Here is a 19,337-nt window from a genome sequence, read left to right as displayed (position 1 = left end):
CGCCTGCCACCGACGCAGGCGCGCTAGCGCAGCAGCTCGCCGGCACCGGCCGCGCCGGTCCCGAACAGCGGTTCGGCCAGCGTGTTGCTGGCGGTGCAGACGGCGGCGCCCAGGCCCGCGGCGCGCTGCTTATCGCGGGCCATCAGGTCTTTCTGGCAGACCTGCCCGGCCTGCACGCAACGGTTCACGATGGCATCGAACAGGTTCGCGTCGACGCTGCCGTAGCGCCGCACCGGCTCGCGTTCGCTGGGCTGCGCCAGCTGCGTATAGGTGGCCCGGCTCAGCGGCGCGCCGGCGGCCCGCACGGTCTGCACCCAGCGGCCGAATTCATCGTCGCTCAGGCCATGGAAGCGGAAGCGCATGTGCGAAAAGCCCGCGCCGCTGTAATTGGCGGAGAAGCCCTCGTAGACGCCCGGCCGGTTGATTACCGCATGCAGGCGCGTTTCCATGCCCGGCATGGCGTAGACCTGGCCGGCCAGCGCGGGGATGAAGAACGAATTCATCATGGTGGTGGACGTGATCTTGAAGCGGATCGGCCGGTCGACCGGGGCGGCCAGCTCGTTGACGGTGGCGATGCCTTGCTCGGGGTAGACGAACAACCACTTCCAGTCGAGCGCCACCACCTCCACCGTCAGCGGCTGCGTGCCCGGCGGCAGCGGGCGGCTGTCGTCGAGCCGGGTCAGCGGCTGGTAGGGATCGAGCTTGTGGGTGCTGACCCAGGTAATGGCGCCGAGCGCGATGATGATCAGCAGCGGTGCCGACCAGATCAGCAGCTCCAGCACCGTGGAGTGGTCCCAGTCGGGGTTGTAGTGCGCATCGGCGTTGGCGGCGCGATATCGCCACGCAAACACCAGCGTCAGCACGATCACCGGCACGATGATCAGCAGCATCAGCCCGGTGGAAATGATGATCAGGTCACGTTGCCGCACGGCCAGGTCGCCGGCCGGCGCAAGCAGCACGGCGTTGCAGCCGGCCAGCGACAGCACGACTGGCAGCAGCAACCAGCGGATCGGGCGGTGCATGGACATTGTCTGACCGGAAGATCGCATAGCTTTCGGGCCCGCGCCATTTGTACGCCGCGGCGCAAGTGACTTAGACTGGTCTGAGCAACTATGGCAGTGTAGGCGCTCAAGTGCCATTCTTCATGGTGCAATTTGCAGCGCCCTCGCCCACAGACACGGGAGGTATGCCGATGACCACCGCGACCCACCAGCACCGGGCGTCTCCTACAGCACCTCCCGCGCCCGGCGCCGCGCATGTCGCGCCCGCGGAAATCGCCACCGGCGTGGTGATCGGCCGCGCCTCGGAATACTTCGATTTCTTCGTCTACGGCATTGCCTCGGTGCTGGTGTTCCCCGCGGTCTACTTTCCGTTCGCCGACCGGCTCGACGCGCTGCTCTACGCCTTCGCCATCTTCGCGCTGGCCTTTATCGGCCGGCCCTTCGGCACCACGCTGTTCATGCGCATCCAGCGCCGCTGGGGCCGCGGCGTCAAGCTGACCGCGTCGCTGTTCCTGCTCGGCACCGCCACCGTCGGCATCGCCTTCCTGCCCGGCTATGCGTCGCTCGGGCAGACTTCCATCATCCTGCTGGCGGTGTTCCGCACGCTGCAGGGCGTGGCCTTCGGCGGCTCGTGGGACGGGCTGCCCTCATTGCTGGCGCTGAACGCGCCCCCGCAGCGGCGCGGCTGGTACGCGATGCTGGGGCAACTGGGCGCGCCCACCGGCTTTATCGTCGCCGGTGCGCTGTTCCTGTTCCTCAACCTCAGCCTCGAGCCGCACGAGTTCCTGGCGTGGGGCTGGCGCTATCCCTTCTATGTCGCGTTCGCGATCAACGTGGTGGCGCTGTTCGCACGCCTGCGCCTGGTGGTGACGCACGAATACACGCAGCTGCTCGACGAAGACGAGCTCGAGCCCATCAGCACCACCGAGATCGTCAGGAAGCAGGGCTACAACCTGCTGCTGGGCGCGTTCGCCGCGCTGGCGAGCTTTGCGCTGTTCCACCTGGTGACGGTGTTTCCGCTGTCGTGGGTCGCGCTCAATGGCTCGCAGCCGGTCACCGACGTGCTGGCGGTGCAGATTGCCGGCGCCTTCATCGGCATCCTCGGCACCATCGTCTCGGGCGTGATCGCGGACCGGATCGGGCGTCGCACCACGCTGGCGCTGATGGCCATCCTGATCGGCATCTTCAGCCTGTTCGCGCCCTGGCTGATGGGCGGCGGCCCGCTCGCGCAAGACCTGTTCATCCTGCTCGGCTTCGGCTTGCTGGGCTTGTCCTACGGCCAGGCCGCCGGTGCCGTGACCTCGAACTTCGAGCGGCGCTTCCGCTACACCGGCGCGGCGCTGACCACCGACATGGCGTGGCTGTTCGGCGCCGGCTTCGCGCCCCTGGTGGCGCTGGGGCTGTCGGCGGAATTCGGCCTGTTCGCGGTGAGCGGCTACCTGCTTTCCGGCGTTGCCTGCACGCTGCTGGCGCTGCGGATCAATCGGGCGCTGGGGACGCATGTCTGACTGGCGCGGCGCGCCCGCGCAGCCATCGCCGTGAGTCATGAAAGCCGCCGGGGCCGGTTTTGCCGGCGCCGGGCAGCGTTCTGAGTACAATTGACGCCCGCCAAAATCCCGTCGTTCCGGATGTGATTCCGGAGCCGAAGCTTATGAAAACGGAAACCACGGACGTCGTCATCATCGGCGCTGGGCCTGCCGGCTCGGTCGCTGCCGGGCTGCTGCGCAAGCACGGTATTCCGGTGCTGGTGATCGAGAAAGAAACCTTCCCGCGCTTCTCCATCGGCGAAAGCCTGCTGCCGCAAAGCATGGCCTATCTCGAAGAAGCAGGCATGCTGCGCGCGGTGGTGGAAGCCGGCTTCCAGTACAAGAACGGCGCCGCGTTCGCGCGCGGCGCGCAGCGCACCGCCTTCGACTTCCGCCAGAAGTATTCGCCCGGCTGGGGCACCACCTACCAGGTGCAGCGCGCGCAGTTCGACCACGTGCTGATCCGCGAGGCCGAGCGCCAGGGCGCTGAGGTGCGTTTCTCGCACGTAGTGGAGAACGTCGATGTCAGCGGCGTGCAGCCGGAAGTCACCGTGCGCGCGCCGGACGGCAGCCAGTACACCGTGCGCGCGAAGTTCCTGCTCGATGCCTCCGGCTTCGGCCGCATCCTGCCGCGCCTGCTGCAGCTGGAAACGCCGTCGGGCTTCCCGGTGCGCAGCGCGATCTTCACGCACGTGCAGGACCGCATCCCGACCGGCACCTTCGACCGCAACAAGATCCTGATCAGCGTGCATCCGCAGCACCAGGACGTCTGGTACTGGACCATCCCGTTCTCCGACGGGCGCTGCTCGCAGGGCGTGGTGGCCGAAAAGGCGTTCCTGGACCGCTACACCGGCACCGAGACCGAGCGGCTGCAAGCGCTGGTCGCGGAAGAGCCCGGCCTGGCAGCATTGCTGGCCGACGCGCAATGGGACACCCCGGCGCGCCAGATCGCGGGCTATTCGGCCAACGTGAAGTCGCTGTGGGGCAACGGCTATGCGCTGCTCGGCAATGCCGGCGAGTTCCTCGACCCGGTGTTCTCGTCCGGCGTGACCATCGCCTTCAAGTCGGCCAGCCTGGCGGCGCAGTGCCTGGTGCGCCAGCTGCGCGGCGAAGCGGTGGACTGGGAGCACGAGTTCGCGCAGCCGCTCAAGGCCGGCGTCGATTGCTTCCGCGTCTTTGTCGAAGCCTGGTACGAAGGCCGTTTCCAGAAGCTGATCTTCCACCCCAACGCCACCTCTGAAATCCGCGACATGATCGCGGCGATCCTGGCCGGCTATGCGTGGGACCGCGACAATCCCTTCGTCACCGAGCCGCGCCGGCGGCTGGCGGTGCTGGAAGAGTTCTGCAAGCTCTGATGCGCCTCACCGTATGCCGGCCCGCCTTGGCGCGGGCGGTTCTGCAAGGACAACAACCATGAGCCATCCGACCGTGCTGGTCACGGGTTCGTCCCGCGGCATTGGCCGCGCCATTGCCCTGCGGCTGGCCCGCGACGGCTATGACGTGGTGGTGCACTGCCGCTCGCGTCGCGACGAGGCGGATTCCGTCGCCGACGCCGTGCGCGCGTGCGGGCGCAAATCGCGTGTGCTGTGCTTCGACGTGGCCCGCCGCGAAGAAGCCGCCAGCGGGCTGCTGACAGATATTGCCGCGCATGGTTGCTACTACGGCGTGGTCTGCAACGCCGGCCTGGCGCGCGATGCCGCCTTCCCGGCCATGACCGGCGCCGAGTGGGACGAGGTGGTGCACACCAACCTCGATGCCTTCTACAACGTGCTCAACCCGGTGGTGATGCCGATGGTGCAGCGCCGCCAGCCGGGCCGCATCGTCACGCTGTCGTCGGTGTCGGGGCTGGTGGGCAACCGCGGCCAGGCCAACTACAGCGCGGCCAAGGCCGGCATCATCGGCGCCACCAAGGCGCTGGCGATCGAGCTGGCCAAGCGCGCGATCACCGTCAACTGCGTCGCGCCGGGCCTGATCGACACCGACATGGTCGAGCCGCACGTGCGCGACGAAGCGCTGCGCCTGATCCCGGCGCGGCGCATGGGCACGCCCGAGGAAGTCGCCGCCACCGTGGCCTTCCTGCTCTCGCCCGACGCGGGCTATATCACCCGCCAGGTGATCTCGGTCAACGGCGGGATGTTCGGCTGACGCGCCATCAGACCGCCGTGAAGCCTGGCAGCGCCGCGATTTCGCTGGCCAGGAACTCCAGCAGCACCCGCACCGGCGCCGGCTGGTAGCGCCGCGTCGGACACACCAGGAAGGCTTCCTGCGCCGGGCCCTGCCAGCGCGGCAGCACCCGCCGCAGCGCGCCGCTGTCGAGCAGGTCCTGCACCAGCCACGCCGGCGTCATGCCGAAGCCGGCGCCGGCAAGAAAGCTCTCGCGCATCGCCAGCGAGTTGTTGACGCGGTACCGGCACGGCGCGCTGATCAGCGCCTGTCCGCCCGGTCCGTCGAGCACGATGTCGTCGCCGCTGGCGAGCCAGGTAAAGCGCAGGATCTGGTGGCGCGCCAGGTCCGCCGGCTGCCGGATCCTCGGATGCCGCGCCAGGTACTCCGGCGCCGCCACCAGCAGGCGCGGAGACACCGCGATACGGCGCGCCACCACATGCGGCGGCAGCGTGGCGCCGAGGCGCACCGCCACATCGACCCCGGCTTCGACCAGGTCGACGAAACGGTCGTCGAACAGCAATTCCACCTCGACTTGCGGATAGCGCTGCTGGAACGCCAGCACCAGCGCATTGAGCCTCAGCACGCCGAAGCTGGCTGGCGCGCTGACGCGCACGCGGCCCGCGGGCTGGCCGGACGCGCCGCGCGCATCGCTGACGGCCTCGCCGTATTCGTCCAGCACGCGCCGCGCGCGTTCGTAGAAGCGCCGCCCGGCCTCGGTCGGCAACAGGCTGGTGGTGCTGCGCGCCAGCAGCCGCACGCCCAGGTCGCGCTCCAGCGCGGCCACGACCTTGCTGATGGTCGGCTGCGTCGACTGCTGCTCGCGCGCCACCGCCGACAGGCTGCCCAGCTCCACCGCGCGCACAAAGACCTGCATTGCCCGGATGGTGTCCATGCCGTTCCTTGTCTTTTCTCATTCCGGATTGGAATGAGCAATATGCCATTTTGCCTGCTACCTGGCATGAGTGGAATCGCCTAACTTTGGCGCCATGCCGGCAACGTTGCCGGTCCATCTGACAGGACCTATCCATGTTTTCCGATCTTCGTTTCCTGCGCCGCGTCGCGGCAGCGACCCTTGCCGCCGCCGTCGCCAGCAGCGCCGCGCTCGCCAGCCCGTTGCAAGACCGGGCCTGGCTGACCAGCTGGATGGCCAGCCAGCAGCCGGTGTGGCAACCGGACGCCCTGCCGCTGCCCACCGGCGTGCCGGCGGAAGTGGCGGACCAGACGGTGCGCCAGGTGGTGCGGCTGAGCGTGGGCGGGCAACGGCTGCGCGTGGTGTTGTCGAACCCCTATGGCCGGCAACCGCTTGTGATCGGCGCAGCGCAACTGGCACCCCACGCCGGTGGCGGCCGCATCGACCTCGCCGGCAGCCGTGCCGTGACCTTCGGCGGCAGCGCGACGGTGATCATCCCGGCGGGCCAGTCCGTGGCCAGCGATGCGATCGCGCTCGATACGCCGGCCCTGGGTGAACTCGCGCTCAGCCTTTACCTGCCGCAGCGCACCGCAATCGAATCGTTCCACTGGGATGGCCGCCAGAGCGCGTGGCTGGCTGCGGGCAACGCTACCGCGCAATCCATGCTGGCTGCGCCACAAGTGTTCAGCGCACGGGTCCTGCTGAGCGAGGTGCAGGTCGAAGCCCCGGCGGGCGCGGGTGCCGTGGTTGCGATCGGCGATTCGATCACCGAAGGCAATGGCTCCACCCCCGACACCAACCGGCGCTGGCCGGACGTGCTGGCGCAGCAGCTGGCCGCCGACGGCGTGGCCGTGCTCAACGCCGGCATTTCCGGCGGCCGGCTGCTGCGCGACGGCATGGGCGTGTCCGCGCTGGCGCGGCTGGATCGCGACGTGCTGAGCCAAGCGCATGTCCGCACCGTGATCGCCGCCATCGGCATCAACGATATCGCCTGGCCGGGCTCGACCTTCGCCCCGCACGACGCCGTGCCACAAGCCGGCGAACTGATCGAGGGCTACCGGCGCCTGATCGCGCGGGCGCATGCACGCGGCGTGCGCGTGATCGGCGCCACCATCACGCCCTTTGCCGGCGCATTACGCGATACGCCGATCCGCGGCTATGACAGTCCGGGCAAGGAAGCCGTGCGGCTGGCCGTCAATGACTGGATCCGCCATGGCGGCGCGTTCGATGCGGTGGTGGATTTCGACGCGGCCGTGCGTGATCCGGCGCGCCCGCAGGCACTGCTGCCGGCTTTCGACAGCGGCGACCACTTGCATCCGGGCGATGCCGGCTATCGCGCCATGGCGGCGCAGTTCGCCCTGACTCTGCCTGCCCTTGCCGGTCAGTCGCGCTCCGGCGCGCCCGGGGGGAACAGCGGGCGATAGGGGCGCGCCTCGTCCACCGCGCGCGCAAACGACGGCCGCGCCAGCAGCCGCCTGCGATACGCGCGCACGTTGCCACATGATTCGGGGATCGGCTGTACCCAGTCCGCGTAGAACAGCGATGGCGCGGCGGCACAGTCCGCCAGCGTGAAGGCATCGCCCGCGGCCCATTGCCGCGCCGCCAGTTCGGTCTCGAGCCACGCATAGGCCGAGTCCAGCAGCTTGCGGTATTCGGCCACGCCATGGGGATCGCGGTTCGCCGCGGGACGCAGGTAATCGGCCACGATGCGCTGCATCGGCGTCATCACGTACTGGTCGAAGAAGCGGTCGAGCAGGCGCACCGTCAGCGCGGCATCGGCCGACTCGGGCAGCCAGCGCACCGGGCCGCGGTGATGCTGGTCCAGGTATTCGATGATGATGCTGGACTCGAACACCGAACGGCCGTCATCGACCAGCAGCGGCATGCGCCGCAGCGGCCAGCGCTTGCCGAGTTCGTCCATGTGCTGGGGGTGGTCGGGCGACAGCATGCGGAAGTCGAAGGGAATCGCGTTCTCATACAACGCCACCAGGACCTTCTGGCAATAGGACGAAAACGGGTGCGCGTACAGCTCCATCGTGATCTCCAGTGGGGTGGGGGCATGCCCCCGGGGAGCTTCGGTGCGCGGCTAGCGCTGCGCGGCGAAGCGATCGGTCGCGGCAAGCAGCTGGTCCATGATGCCCGGCTCGGTCCACGCATGGCCGGCGCCTTCGATCAGGTGGAACTGCGCCTGCGGCCACGCCTGGTGCAGCGCGTAGGCATAGCGTACCGGGCACGGCATGTCATAGCGGCCGTGCACGATCACGCCGGGGATGTCGGCCAGCTTGTGCGCGTCGCGCAGCAGCTGGCCCTCTTCCAGCCAGCACCGGTGCGTGAAATAGTGGTTTTCCAGCCGGGCAAAGGCCAGGGCGAAGTGCCCGTCGTCATGCCTGGCGCTGTTGCCTGCATCCGGCAGCAAGGTAATGGTCTCGCCTTCCCACACGCTCCAGGCGCGTGCCGCCTCTACCTGCTTGTCGTGGTCGGGGCCGGTCAGCAGCTTGCGGTAGGCCGCCATCATGTTGCCGCGCTCGGCCACGGGCACCGGCGCCTGGAAACGCGCCCACTTGTCGGGGAACATCTCGGACACGCCGTACTGGTAGTACCAGTCCAGCTCCGCCTGCGACACCGTATAAATGCCGCGCAGCACCAGCTCGCTCACGCGCTGCGGGTGCTTCTGCGCATAGGCCAGCGCCAGCGTCGAGCCCCACGAGCCGCCGAACACCAGCCAGCGCTCCACTCCCGCCAGCACGCGCAGCCGCTCGATATCGTCGACCAGGTGCCAGGTGGTGTTGGCCTCCAGCCCCGCATGCGGGGTCGAGCGCCCGCAGCCGCGCTGGTCGAACAGCAGCACGTCATAGCGCGCCGGGTCGAACAGCCGCCGATGGTCCGGCGAAATGCCGCCGCCGGGCCCGCCATGCAGGAACACCGCGGGCTTGGCGCCGGGCGTGCCGACGCGCTCGTAGTAGACGACATGCCCGTCGCCGACATCAAGCGTGCCGGTTTCGTAGGGCTCGATTTCGGGGTAGAGGGTGCGCAGGGCGGGCATGGATGGGTCTCCGACAGTCGGGGCCACAGTGTACGCCGCAGGCATGGCGTGGCGCACGCAATCCGCCGCTAGACGCGGTCGAGCAAGCGATGGGGTGGTGCCGGCAAACCGACCGCAATGGCATCGCCCGGCCGCACCACGCCGCCCGCGATCACGACACCCATGACGCCTGCCTTGCGGACCAGCGTGCCGTCGGGGGTCCGGCTCAACACCTGCGCCAGAAGACCGGGCCGAAACGCCTCGATCTGGCCACACGGGTTGCGCAGGCCGGTCAGCTCGACCACCGCGCTGGATCCGAGCCGCAACCGCGTGCCAACGGGCAGCGCATGCAGGTCCAGGCCCTGCGTCGTGATGTTCTCGCCCAAGTCTGCGGAACCGATGTCAAAGCCGGCGCGCAGTAGCTCCGCGTGGAGTTCCGTGCCGATGAGGTGGACCTGCCGCAGGTTGGGCTGGGTCGGATCAATACGCACGCGCGATCGGTGCTTGACGGTATGGCCTGCATGCGCGTCGCCTTCGACGCCAAGGCCTTCGAGCAGCCGGATCTCGGCGCGCAGAAGCTTGGAAAACTCGTGCGTGGCCGCGGCAGCCACAGCGAGAACGGTGGGGAATGTGCTCAATCGATGCTCCCACGCGACAGGGCGATTTCAACGAGTAGCCAGAATCCACCCTCGAACTGACGGCTCTCAACCCACCGTAGCCGGTCCGAAGGTTCGGGTATAGGTGCGCCATCGGCATAATACGCTTCGGCGGCCTCCTGGACTTTGCCTGGGATCTCGGGCCAATCGTCAGCAGCGGAGAAACAGCCCGGGAAATCCGGCACGGTGATGTCGTACGCGTGCGTCGCATCACCGGGCTCGATATGTACGGGATATAGCATGAGTAATCCAATGGCGTTGTGCCACTGTACCTAGACCAGGCCTTACTCTGCAAACACCCCTCTCACCCAGTCCCGCAGCAACCGCGTGGCCGGACGCTCCACCGCCCGCTCGCTGTAGACCAGGTCATAGCGAAAGCTCTCCAGCGCCAGGTCAAAGGGCTGCACCAGCGCGCCCGACGCCAGTTCTTCCGCCACCAGCGTCAGGCTGAGCAGGCCCACGCCCTGTCCGGCGATGGTGGCCTGCACCGCGTGGATCTCGTCGGTAAAGCGCAGGCCAGCCTGCGGATCGGCCACCTCGACGCCGGCCTGCGCCAGCCAGTGGCGCCAGACCGGTGCGCGCGCATCATCGCGCGCGGCAGCACCCCATTCGAAGTGGACCAGCGTGGCGTGCTTCAGGTCCTGCATGGATGCCGGTTTCAGGGCGGGGCTGCAAACCGGTGCAAAGCGGTCGCGGAACAACGGCTCGGTCACCAGGCCGGGATAGCTGCCGCTGCCGTAGCGGATCGCCGCATCCGCATCGTGGTCCAGGTCGACGACCTGGTCCGAGGCATCGAGGCGCAGGGTCCAGTCGGGATGCGCGGCCCGGAACTGCCCGGCGAGCGGCGCGAGCCGCCTGGCCATGAACGCCACCGTCGATGTCAGCGTGGCTACGTGCGGGCGGCCGCTGCGCTGCACCGCCTGCACCGCGCGCTCCATGCCGTCGAGGCCGTCCCGCACCGCGGGGAACAACTGATGCCCGGCCGCCGTCAGCCGCACCTTGCGGGTCTGGCGCTCGAACAACCTCACGCCCAGGCTCTCTTCCAGCGCGCGGATCTGGTGGCTGATGGCCGTCGGCGTGACGTGCAGTTCGTCGGCGGCGTGCTTGAAGCTGGCGCGGCGGGCGGCGGCTTCGAAGGCGCGCAGGGCGCCGAGGGGCGGCAGTTTGCGCAAGGTGTCTCCATGGATGAATTTGTCTCATGCATCGACTGAAAAGCGACCATTTGTCGCGGCCGATACCGGCTCCGATACTTGGCATATCGGCTGGCCCGCAAGACGCTCAGCCCGATAGAAAGATGAATTTTACTAAATCATTACCGGAGTCAGCGATGCACCTGGAACAAGTCCACACCCAGCCCGATCCCTATGCCCCCTACCTGCTGTCCCAGGCCATTCGCGCCGGCGGCCTGCTGTTCGTTTCCGGCCAGGCCGGCGTTGGCGACGATGGCGCCATCGTCGGGCGCGGCGACTTCGACGCGCAGGCCGAGCAGGCCTTCCGCAACCTCAGGCGCGCGCTGAAGGCGGGCGGCTCGGGGCTGGACCGCGTGGCCAAGGTGACGATCTTCCTGACGTCGATGGAATACTTCCCGAAGATCGTCGCGCTGCGCCGCAAGTGGTTTTCCGCGCCCTATCCGGCCGATACCATCGTCGAAGTCTCGGCACTGTATTCGCCGGACGCGATGATCGAGATCGAAGCCATCGCCCTGACCACGGAGGGCGAGCAATGACCACGCCCGCCGCGCCTTCGCTGTTCGATACGCCGGCGCTGAACGGCGTACCGTTGCGCAACCGCCTGGTGGTGGCGCCGATGACGCGCATCAGCGCCACCGACACCGGCGTCCCCACCGAGGCCATGCGCCGCTATTACGAGGGCTTTGCCCGCGGCGGCTTTGGCCTGATCGTCAGCGAGGGCATCTATACCGACCGCGCCTATGCGCAGGGTTATGCCGGCCAGCCGGGACTGACCGACGCGCAGCAGGCGCAGGGCTGGCGCGGGATCGTGGACGCGGTCCACCGGGCCGGCGGCCGTATGGTCGCGCAGCTGATGCATGCGGGGGCGCTGTCGCAGGTCAACCCCTTCCGCGACGATACCGCCGGCCCTTCGGCCGTGCAGCCCAGGGGCCGGCAGCTGAGCGCGTATGGCGGCACGGGCGCATTCCGTACGCCGCGCGCGATGGACGAGGCAGAAATCTTGCAAGCCATCGACGGGTTTGCGCAAGCGGCGCGGCGGGCCCGCGAGACCGGCTTCGACGGCGTGGAGATCCACGGCGCCAACGGCTACCTGCTCGACCAGTTCCTCAACGGCCATACCAACCAGCGCCAGGACGCCTGGGGCGGCGGCATCGCGCGGCGCATGCGCATGATGCTGGAGACGATCCGTGCCGTGCGCGCCGCGGTGGGCAGCGATGTCATCGTCGGCGTGCGCATCTCGCAGGCCAAGGTCAATGACTTTACCTACCAGTGGCCCGAAGGCGCAGAGGGCGCTGCCGCGGTGTTTGCCGGCATTGCGGCAAGCGGCGTCGACTACCTCCATGTGACCGAGCATGAAGCCTGGCAGCCCGCCTTCGCCGACGGCAATGCGTCGCTGGTGCAGCATGCCCGGCGCGCGGCGCCGGGGCTGGCCATCGTTGCGAACGGCAGCCTCGCGGATCCGGTGCGCGCGGCGGGCATGCTGAAGCAGGGTGCAACGCTGGTTGCGCTCGGGCGCGGGGCGCTGGCGAATCCGGACTGGCCGGCGCGGGTGCACGCGGGACAACCGGTGCGGCCGTTCGATGCGGCGGTGCTGGCGCCGCTGGCGGGCATCAAGGACACGGAACTGGCGCTGCGCGAGGTCCCGGCAGCGTTGGCGGGCTGATGCCTTGCCGCGCTACCGTCCTGCGCGATCCCTGCGCCAGTTGGCCGGAGCCGTGCCGAACTGCGCCGAGAACCAGCGCGTGAAGGCGCTGGCCGAGCCGTAGCCCAGCAGCTGCGACACGCGCAGCAGCGAATAGCGCGGGTTCTCGACATAGCGTCGCGCCAGCTCGCGCCGCACGTCGTTGAGGATGCCAGTGAAGGTCTCGCCCGCGTCGTCGAGCTGGCGTTGCATGGTGCGCAGGCTCAGGCCCAGGCCCTCGGCCACGGCCTCGCAGGTGGCGCGGCCCATCGGCAGCATCAGGTAGATGGCGGCGCGCACTTCGTGGCCGATCGACTGCGGGTTGGCGCGCGGCAGGGTATCGATGAACTGCTGCGCATAGCGCGCCATGACGGGATCCGCACCGGGGTTGGGAGCGTCGAGGTCGGCGGCGCGGCAGACGATGCCATTGCAGTCCGCATCGAACTCCAGCGGGCAGCCGAACAGCCGGCGATGGACGCGCAGGTCGGCCGGCGCCGCATGCGTGAAGCTCACCGCGATCGGCTGCCAGCGCGGCCCCAGCAGCAGCGCGCACATGCGGAACACGACACCGATGGCCAGCTCGGTGGCCTGCCGCGAGGGCGCGTCGCTCAGCACTTCCTGGCGGATCACCACGGCGCTGCCGGCGTCCTCGAGCAACAGCGCCACCGAATCGTTGACCAGGTGCCGATAGCGGATGGTGGTGGCCAGCGCGGCGCGCAGCGTGGGCTGCTGGCTGATCAGCAGGCTCATCACGCCAAAGTCCGACAGCTGGCGCGACTCCGCCATGCGCAGCCCGAACGTGATGCAGCCCGAGGCCTGCGCGGCGGCTTCCAGCAGCGCCACGCAGGCGCCGAGCGGCACCCGCTGGTCGGGGTCGTCGAGCCAGGCGCGGCGCAACCGGGCCTGGCGCAGCAGCGGCTGCGGGTCCAGGCCGAGGTCGCGCGATACCTCCAGGAAGTTGGTCAGTGCGGCGGCACGTATGAGCGTTTCCAAGCGGATCCTGCCTTGCGATGCGTTGCGATGTCCTGCGCCATTGCGGGGGGCTGCCGGCCCGCCGCAGCAGGATCATAGGCCTCCTGGCATGAAATGCAAAGTCAGCGGTAGCCAATGCAAAGCCGGACCGGCCCGCGCTCCCTACAGTGGCAGGCATGTGCAGGGCACCCTGCACCAACGCTAATTCCAGGAGACCAGAATCATGGCAAATGTCGTCCGCATGTATGAGACCGGCGGCCCCGAAGTGCTGCGCTACGAACCCATGGAAGTCGGCGAGCCCGGACCTGGACAGGTTCGCATCCGCCACGTCGCGGTGGGCCTGAACTACGCCGATACCTATTTCCGCAACGGCACCTATCCCGTGCCGCTGCCCAGCGGCATGGGCGTCGAAGCCGCCGGCGTGGTGGTGTCGGTGGGAGCGGGCGTGACCAACGTAGCGCCGGGCGACCGCGTCACCTACACCGGCTTCGTCAACACGCTGGGCGCGTACAGCACCGAGCGCCTGGTGCCCGCCGCGCCGCTGATCCGCCTGCCCGACAGCATCGCCTTCGAAACCGCGGCGGCGATGACCATGCGCGGGCTGACCTCGGCCTACCTGATGCGCCGCATCCATCCGTTCCAGGCCGGCGACACCATCCTGCTGCACGCGGCAGCGGGCGGGGTCGGACTGATCGTGTCGCAGTGGGCCCGGCTGCTGGGGCTGACCGTGATCGGCACGGTGTCGACCGAGGCCAAGGCCGAGGTGGCGCGCGCGCACGGCTGCGACCACATCATCTACTACACCCGCGAGGACGTGGCCAAACGTGTGCGCGAGCTGACCGATGGCGTGGGCGTGGCGGTGGTGTTCGACAGCGTCGGCAAGACCACCTTCATGGGCTCGCTGGACTCACTGCGCCGCCGCGGCACCATGGTCTGCGTGGGCACCGCCTCCGGCCCGGTGCCGCCGTTCGATCCGGCGCTGCTGGCGATGAAGGGCTCGCTGTTCCTGACCCGGCCCGCGCTGGCCGACTACATCGCCGATCCCGCGGAAAAGCAGGCGCTGGCCGACGAGATCTTCGGCCACGTCGCCGCGGGGCGCATCCAGATCGGCATCAACCAGCGCTATGCGCTGGAAGACGCGGTCCAGGCGCACCAGGACCTGGAAGCGCGCCGCACCACCGGATCATCGATCTTCGTCATCTGAAAACAAAGAAAGAGGAGACAAACCATGCATGCGGAACCGCTGACCTGCACCATCGGCGCCGAACTCACCGGCGTCAGCCTGGCCGATGCCTCGCGCGACGCCGGCCTGTTCGCTGAAATCAAGGCGCTGCTGCTGCAGCACAAGGTCCTGTTCCTGCGCGACCAGGACATCACCCGCGCCGAGCACGTCGCCTTTGCGCGCCAGTTCGGCGAACTGGAAGACCACCCGGTGGTGGGCAGCGACCCGGAGCACCCGGGGCTGGTGCAGATCTACAAGTCGCCCGACAGCAAGGTCGAGCACTACGAGAATGCCTTCCATTGCGATGCCACCTGGCGCCAGGCGCCGCCGATGGGATGCGTGCTGCGCTGCGTGGAGACGCCGGCGGTCGGCGGCGACACCATCTGGGTCAACATGGGCGAAGCCTACCGGCGCCTGCCGCAGGACATCAAGGCGCGCATCGAAGGGCTGCGCGCCAAGCACAGCATCGAACACACCTTCGGCGCCAACATGGCGCCGGAGAAGCGCGCCGCGCTGGCGGCGCAATTCCCGATGGTGGAGCATCCGGTGGTGCGCACCCATCCGGAAACCGGCGAGAAGATCCTGTTCGTCAACGCCTTCACCTCGCACTTCGCCAACTACCACCGCGGCGACGTGATCCGCTTCGGCAAGGACTTCATGCCCGGCGCGGGCGACCTGCTGCACTACCTGTGCGCGCAGGCCGAGATCCCGGAGTACCAGGTGCGCTGGCGCTGGAAAAAGCACAGCGTCGCAATCTGGGATAACCGCTGCACGCAGCACTACGCGGTGCAGGACTATGCGCCCACGGTGCGCAAGATGGAGCGCGCCGGCATCATCGGCGACGTGCCGTTCTGACGGAGGGACACAGCCATGCAACCACATCTCGTGCCTGCGGCACCGCAGGCCTATGCCTATCCCCTGCTCGTGCGGCAACTGCTGCTCAATTCGCTGTCGCTGTACGGCGACCAGCAGATCACGTATCGCGGACAGCTGCGCCACAGCTATCGCGAGTTCCGCCAGCGCGTTGGCCGGCTCGCCTCCGCGCTGGCTGCGCAGGGCGTGGCGCACGGCACCACCGTGGCGGTGATGGACTGGGACAGTCATCGCTATCTGGAGTGCTATTTCGGCGTGCCGATGATGGGCGCGACGCTGTTCACGGTCAACGTGCGGCTGTCGGCGCAGCAGATCCTGTACACGCTGAACGATTCCGGCGCCGAGGTGGTGCTGCTCCATCCGGACTTCCTGCCGGTGATGGAAGAGATCCGCGGCCAGCTGACCAGCGTGCGCAGCCTTGTCCTGCTGGCCGACGGCCAGCAGATGCCGCCGACCTCGCTGCCGTTTTGCGGGGAGTACGAGACGCTGCTGCAAGCGGCCTCACCCGACTTCGACTTCCCCGAGTTCGACGAGAACACGCGCGCCGCCACCTTCTACACCACCGGCACCACCGGCGACCCCAAGGGCGTGTGCTACAGCCATCGCGACATCGTGCTGCATGCGCTGGCGTCGGCCACCAGCCTGTGCGCGCCGCGCGAAGGGCAGCGCCTGCACCGCGAAGACGTCTACATGCCGATCACGCCGATGTTCCACGTGCTGGCCTGGGGCATCCCCTATGTCGCGGTCATGCTCGGGCTGCGCATCGTGCTGCCGGGGCGCTACGCGCCGGACGTCTTGCTGCGCTTGCGCGAGACCGAGCGGGTCACGTTCTCGCACTGCGTGCCGACCTTGCTGCAGATGCTGTTGCAGGCGGCGCAGGCAAGCGGCCAGGATCTGTCGGGCTGGAAACTGATCATCGGCGGCTCGGCGCTGCCGCCGGCGTTGTGCGAGGCCGCGCTCGCGCGCGGCATGGATGTGTTTGCCGGCTATGGCATGTCGGAGACCGGGCCCATCGTCGCGCTGGCGCAGTTGCCCCCGGGCCACGCCAGTGCCGATCGCGAGACCGAAGTGCGCATGCGCTGCTCGACCGGCCGTCCGGTGGCCATGGTGGACTTCCGCCTGGTGGACGAGTCCATGCACGACGTGCCGCGCGACGGCAGGGCGCGCGGCGAGATCGTGCTGCGCGCGCCGTTCCTGACCCGGGCATACCACGGCAAAGCCGAGGCATCGGCCGAGCTGTGGGCCGGCGGCTACCTGCATACGCAGGACATCGCGGTGATGGGCGCCGACGGCTTCGTGCAGATCGTTGACCGGATCAAGGACGTGATCAAGACCGGCGGCGAGTGGGTCTCGTCGATCGAGGTCGAGAGCCTGGTCACGCAGGTGCCGGGCGTGCAGGAGTGCGCGGTCATCGGCGTGCCGGACGCGCGGTGGGGCGAGCGGCCGATGGCATACGTGGTGCGCATGCCTGGCGCCACGGTCACCGCGGAGGCGATTCGCGCGTTTCTGCTGGAGCGCGTCGAGGCCAACCGGCTCAGCAAGTATGCGGTGCCGGAAGCTGAGCGGATCGTGTTTGTCGACGCGATCCCGAAGACCAGCGTCGGCAAGATCGACAAGAAGCGCTTGCGCAGCACCGGAGCCTGAACGGGCAGCAGGAAAGCAACAGGGCAGCCTCGTCCGAGGCTGCCCTGTTTGCGTTGGCAGGCAGGGATTCAGGGCTGGATATTAAAGGCCCTGACGATGCCGGCATTGCGCTCGAACTCCGTGCCCACCGACTCGCTCAACTGCGGCAACGGCTGCGCCGGCAGCGGCTCGTAGCCAAGCGCCTCCATGCGCTCGCGCACCCTGGCCGCGGAAGCAGCCTTGTAGGCCGCCGCATGGATCTTCTGCGCCAGTTCAGGCGACAGTTTCGACGACGCAATCACTCCCACCCAGTTGCTGAACTCCATCTCCGGGTAGCCCAGTTCGGCGAAGGTCGGCACCTGTGGCAGCAGCGCCGAGCGGCTCTTCGACGCCACGGCGTAGACCTGCACCTTGCCGGCGCGGATCATCGGCAGCGAGGTCACCATGCCGTCGTACATCACCGCGATCTGGTTGCCCATGACCTGCGCCAGCGCGGGCGCCGAGCCGGCGAAGGGCACGTGCTGCAGGTCCAGCCCGGCCTTCTGGTTCATGATCATGCCGGCGTAGTGCGAGGCGGTGCCGGCGCTGTACGAGGCAAAGCTGAGCTTGCCCGGATTGGCGCGCGCATAGCCGACCAGGCTCTTCAAATCCCTGGCCGGCAGGCCGGGCGCGCCGATCATCACCATGCGCGAGCGCGCTACGGCGGCAACGGGGCGCACATCCTTGAGCGGATCGAACGCAGGCTTGAGCACGTGCGGCACCTCGGTCAGCACGTTGCTGGCGGTGACCATGATGGTCTGGCCATCGGCGGGCGCCGCCAGCATGGTGGTGATGGCGATGCCACCGCCGGCGCCGGGCTTGTTGTCGACCACCACCGGTTGGCCGAGGTCCGCCGACAGCTGGTCCGCCAGCAGCCGCGCGAGTACATCCATGGTGCCGCCGGCCGGCGCCGGCACCAGCATCCGGACCGGCTTGCCGGTCCAGGCCATGGCAGAGGGCGCGGCCAGCGCGAGGCTGGCCGCGGCGGCGGCGATGCGCAGCAGGAAGGCGGGGCGGGTGGTCATGTTGTCTCCGTTATGTAGTATGGCTGCTGCTTGCCCGGCGCGCAGGCACCGCGGCCAGGACCTGCGCGCGTTCGGCCTCGCTCATCCGCAGCCAGCGGCCGATTTCAAGCCGGGTCCGGCCGCAACCCTGGCAATAGCGGTTGGCAAGATCCATCCGGCAAATGTTGATGCAGGGATTGGCGAGGGCGTCGGGGTGATGCATCGCGGACTCCGGTCATGCCTGGCACCGGGCCGGCGGTGCGCCTGCCCGGCCCACGGCCGTCAGGCCGCCGCGCGCAGCGGCAGGTTCTTCTGCCCCGACTTGCGGTTGGGGGCCATGCCGTTGGCCTGCAGCGTGGCCTCGGCGCTGTCGTACCAGGTGCCGATGCGGTAGATCTCGCGCGCTTCCTGGCCGGAGGCGATCTCGCGGCCCAGTTCGCGCGCCACGCGCACGCACTGCTCGATCTGCTGCACCGAGGTCATGCGCTTGCCGTGCTGGTCGATGATGGTGTCCTCGATGCCGCAGCGCGGGTGCAGGCCCATCGCCATCGCCATCATGTTGAACGGCAGCACGTTCTTCAGCAGCGACTCGGCGGTCAGCGTGCAGCCGTCCGGGGCGCGGTGCACGAAGTTGAAGAAGTTGAACGGGTTGGGGCCGTCAAAGCCGCCGCCGATGCCGATCCAGGTCAGGTTCAGCGGGCCGGTGTAGACGCCCGCGCGCACCAGCCGCTCCAGCGTTTCCAGCGCATGCATGCCGGTGAGCTGGAAGTGCGGCTGGATGCCCGAGGCCTGCAGCCGGCGCAGGTGCTCTTCGACCCAGCCCGGGCCCGCCGGCACGGTCATCTCGCGATAGGCGGCCTGGTAGGCCGGGTGCTCCAGCGAGGTTCCCTTCAGGTACTCGGGATAGAGCAGCTCCATGATGTTCATCTGCGTGGTGTTGATGGCCACGGTGACCTGGTCCGGCTTGGGCTGCAGCTCGGCCAGCATGTGGCGGGTGTCGTCGGACAGCCACTTGGCCTCCTGGCCGTCGTCTTCCGGCGCGAACGAGATCGAGCCGCCGACCTGGATGATCATGTCCGGCACCGCGGCGCGCACGCCGGCGATCAGCTCGTTGAACTTGGACAGGCGCTTGGAGCCCTTGCCGTCGAGTTCGCGCACATGCAGGTGCAGCACGGTGGCGCCGGCGTTGTAGCAATCGACCGCCTTCTGCACCTGTTCTTCCATGGTGACCGGGATGTCCTCGGGGAAGTCCTGCGGCATCCACTCGGGGCCATACGGGGCCACGGTGATCACCACCTTGTCCATGTTCTCGGGGTGCAGGGAATCGTCGAGGAATTGCATAGATCGCTCCGGTTGGTTGGTGACTGGAGTATCGATCAACGGACCGCGGCGATTTGACGATCCGGGACAACCGATTTACATTTCGGGACACTCAGGGAAAGCCCGGAAGCC

The 19,337-nt window shown here is 68.5% G+C and carries 20 protein-coding genes; 9 read left to right on the top strand and 11 right to left on the bottom strand.

What is annotated here, in order from left to right; all coding sequences use genetic code 11:
* Nucleotides 1–23 precede the first annotated feature (23 nt).
* On the bottom strand, nt 24–1,028 hold the full coding sequence (cyoA, locus tag GA0116996_RS19895) for a ubiquinol oxidase subunit II (RefSeq protein ID WP_165835182.1): 1,005 nt from the start codon (nt 1,026–1,028) through the stop codon (nt 24–26).
* A gap of 164 nt (nt 1,029–1,192) precedes the next feature.
* Here cyoA and GA0116996_RS19890 point away from each other — a divergent pair, with 164 nt between their 5' ends.
* From GA0116996_RS19890 to fabG, 3 genes are all read left to right on the top strand, one after another.
* Nucleotides 1,193–2,509 carry an MFS transporter gene (locus GA0116996_RS19890; protein ID WP_092315122.1) on the top strand — a complete coding sequence of 439 codons (1,317 nt, stop codon included), beginning with the start codon at nt 1,193–1,195 and terminating at the stop codon, nt 2,507–2,509.
* A gap of 143 nt (nt 2,510–2,652) precedes the next feature.
* Nucleotides 2,653–3,882 (top strand): NAD(P)/FAD-dependent oxidoreductase, encoded by a 1,230-nt coding sequence (locus GA0116996_RS19885; protein ID WP_092315052.1) that lies wholly within the window; start codon nt 2,653–2,655, stop codon nt 3,880–3,882.
* A 58-nt stretch (nt 3,883–3,940) separates the two neighbouring features.
* Nucleotides 3,941–4,672 carry a 3-oxoacyl-ACP reductase FabG gene (gene fabG / locus GA0116996_RS19880; RefSeq protein WP_092315050.1) on the top strand — a complete coding sequence of 244 codons (732 nt, stop codon included), beginning with the start codon at nt 3,941–3,943 and terminating at the stop codon, nt 4,670–4,672.
* 7 nt (nt 4,673–4,679) lie between these two features.
* Here fabG and GA0116996_RS19875 read toward each other — a convergent pair whose 3' ends face one another.
* Nucleotides 4,680–5,585, bottom strand: a complete 906-nt coding sequence (locus GA0116996_RS19875) for a LysR family transcriptional regulator (protein ID WP_092315048.1) — start codon at nt 5,583–5,585, stop codon at nt 4,680–4,682.
* A 134-nt stretch (nt 5,586–5,719) separates the two neighbouring features.
* Here GA0116996_RS19875 and GA0116996_RS19870 point away from each other — a divergent pair, with 134 nt between their 5' ends.
* Entirely contained in the window at nt 5,720–7,027 is a 1,308-nt protein-coding gene (locus GA0116996_RS19870; protein ID WP_092315046.1) for an SGNH/GDSL hydrolase family protein, read from the top strand.
* Here GA0116996_RS19870 and GA0116996_RS19865 read toward each other — a convergent pair.
* The 5 genes from GA0116996_RS19865 to GA0116996_RS19845 form a co-directional block, all read right to left on the bottom strand.
* Nucleotides 6,985–7,638, bottom strand: coding sequence for a glutathione S-transferase family protein (locus tag GA0116996_RS19865; RefSeq protein ID WP_092315044.1), 654 nt, complete (start codon nt 7,636–7,638; stop codon nt 6,985–6,987). The genes GA0116996_RS19870 and GA0116996_RS19865 overlap by 43 nt on opposite strands.
* 51 nt (nt 7,639–7,689) lie before the next feature.
* Entirely contained in the window at nt 7,690–8,646 is a 957-nt protein-coding gene (gene pip / locus GA0116996_RS19860) for a prolyl aminopeptidase (protein ID WP_092315042.1), read from the bottom strand.
* A 68-nt stretch (nt 8,647–8,714) separates the two neighbouring features.
* Nucleotides 8,715–9,263 (bottom strand): MOSC domain-containing protein, encoded by a 549-nt coding sequence (locus tag GA0116996_RS19855; RefSeq protein WP_092315040.1) that lies wholly within the window; start codon nt 9,261–9,263, stop codon nt 8,715–8,717.
* Entirely contained in the window at nt 9,260–9,523 is a 264-nt protein-coding gene (locus tag GA0116996_RS19850) for a type II toxin-antitoxin system HicB family antitoxin (protein WP_092315038.1), read from the bottom strand. Before GA0116996_RS19850 ends, GA0116996_RS19855 begins: the two co-directional genes overlap by 4 nt.
* A 42-nt stretch (nt 9,524–9,565) precedes the next feature.
* Entirely contained in the window at nt 9,566–10,453 is an 888-nt protein-coding gene (locus GA0116996_RS19845) for a LysR substrate-binding domain-containing protein (protein WP_092315036.1), read from the bottom strand.
* A gap of 155 nt (nt 10,454–10,608) precedes the next feature.
* Between GA0116996_RS19845 and GA0116996_RS19840 the strand changes: the two genes are divergently transcribed.
* Entirely contained in the window at nt 10,609–11,007 is a 399-nt protein-coding gene (locus GA0116996_RS19840) for a RidA family protein (protein WP_092315034.1), read from the top strand.
* Nucleotides 11,004–12,134, top strand: a complete 1,131-nt coding sequence (locus GA0116996_RS19835) for an oxidoreductase (RefSeq protein WP_092315032.1) — start codon at nt 11,004–11,006, stop codon at nt 12,132–12,134. The genes GA0116996_RS19840 and GA0116996_RS19835 overlap by 4 nt, the downstream gene beginning before the upstream one ends.
* A 12-nt stretch (nt 12,135–12,146) precedes the next feature.
* Here GA0116996_RS19835 and GA0116996_RS19830 read toward each other — a convergent pair whose 3' ends face one another.
* Nucleotides 12,147–13,145, bottom strand: a complete 999-nt coding sequence (locus GA0116996_RS19830) for an AraC family transcriptional regulator (protein ID WP_092315030.1) — start codon at nt 13,143–13,145, stop codon at nt 12,147–12,149.
* A gap of 202 nt (nt 13,146–13,347) precedes the next feature.
* On the opposite strand from GA0116996_RS19830, the gene GA0116996_RS19825 reads away from it, so the two are divergent.
* The 3 genes from GA0116996_RS19825 to GA0116996_RS19815 are packed head-to-tail and all read left to right on the top strand — an operon-like array spanning nt 13,348 to nt 16,863.
* Entirely contained in the window at nt 13,348–14,328 is a 981-nt protein-coding gene (locus GA0116996_RS19825; RefSeq protein WP_092315028.1) for a quinone oxidoreductase family protein, read from the top strand.
* 24 nt (nt 14,329–14,352) lie between these two features.
* Nucleotides 14,353–15,201 (top strand): TauD/TfdA dioxygenase family protein, encoded by an 849-nt coding sequence (locus GA0116996_RS19820; protein WP_092315026.1) that lies wholly within the window; start codon nt 14,353–14,355, stop codon nt 15,199–15,201.
* A gap of 15 nt (nt 15,202–15,216) precedes the next feature.
* The gene (locus tag GA0116996_RS19815; RefSeq protein WP_092315024.1) at nt 15,217–16,863 is read left to right on the top strand and encodes a fatty acid--CoA ligase; all 1,647 of its coding nucleotides are present in this window, start codon (nt 15,217–15,219) and stop codon (nt 16,861–16,863) included.
* 68 nt (nt 16,864–16,931) lie between these two features.
* Here the strand turns inward: GA0116996_RS19815 and GA0116996_RS19810 are convergent, their stop codons facing one another.
* Genes GA0116996_RS19810 through GA0116996_RS19800 form a run of 3 tightly spaced genes read right to left on the bottom strand, consistent with a single transcriptional unit; the run spans nt 16,932 to nt 19,226 of the window.
* Nucleotides 16,932–17,906 (bottom strand): tripartite tricarboxylate transporter substrate binding protein, encoded by a 975-nt coding sequence (locus GA0116996_RS19810; RefSeq protein ID WP_092315022.1) that lies wholly within the window; start codon nt 17,904–17,906, stop codon nt 16,932–16,934.
* Nucleotides 17,907–17,916: 10 nt separating this feature from the next.
* Nucleotides 17,917–18,108: a DUF1289 domain-containing protein gene (locus GA0116996_RS19805; RefSeq protein WP_092315020.1), complete on the bottom strand. Its 192-nt coding sequence runs from the start codon at nt 18,106–18,108 to the stop codon at nt 17,917–17,919.
* Between the two features lie 59 nt (nt 18,109–18,167).
* Complete coding sequence (locus GA0116996_RS19800; protein WP_092315018.1) at nt 18,168–19,226, bottom strand: beta-keto acid cleavage family enzyme; 1,059 nt, start codon at nt 19,224–19,226, stop codon at nt 18,168–18,170.
* Nucleotides 19,227–19,337: the final 111 nt, after the last annotated feature.

The organism is Cupriavidus alkaliphilus (assembly GCF_900094595.1).
Taxonomy (GTDB): Bacteria; Pseudomonadota; Gammaproteobacteria; order Burkholderiales; family Burkholderiaceae; genus Cupriavidus; species Cupriavidus alkaliphilus.
Note: the sequence above shows the minus strand (reverse complement) of the source record. Positions and strands in the feature narration are given on the sequence as shown.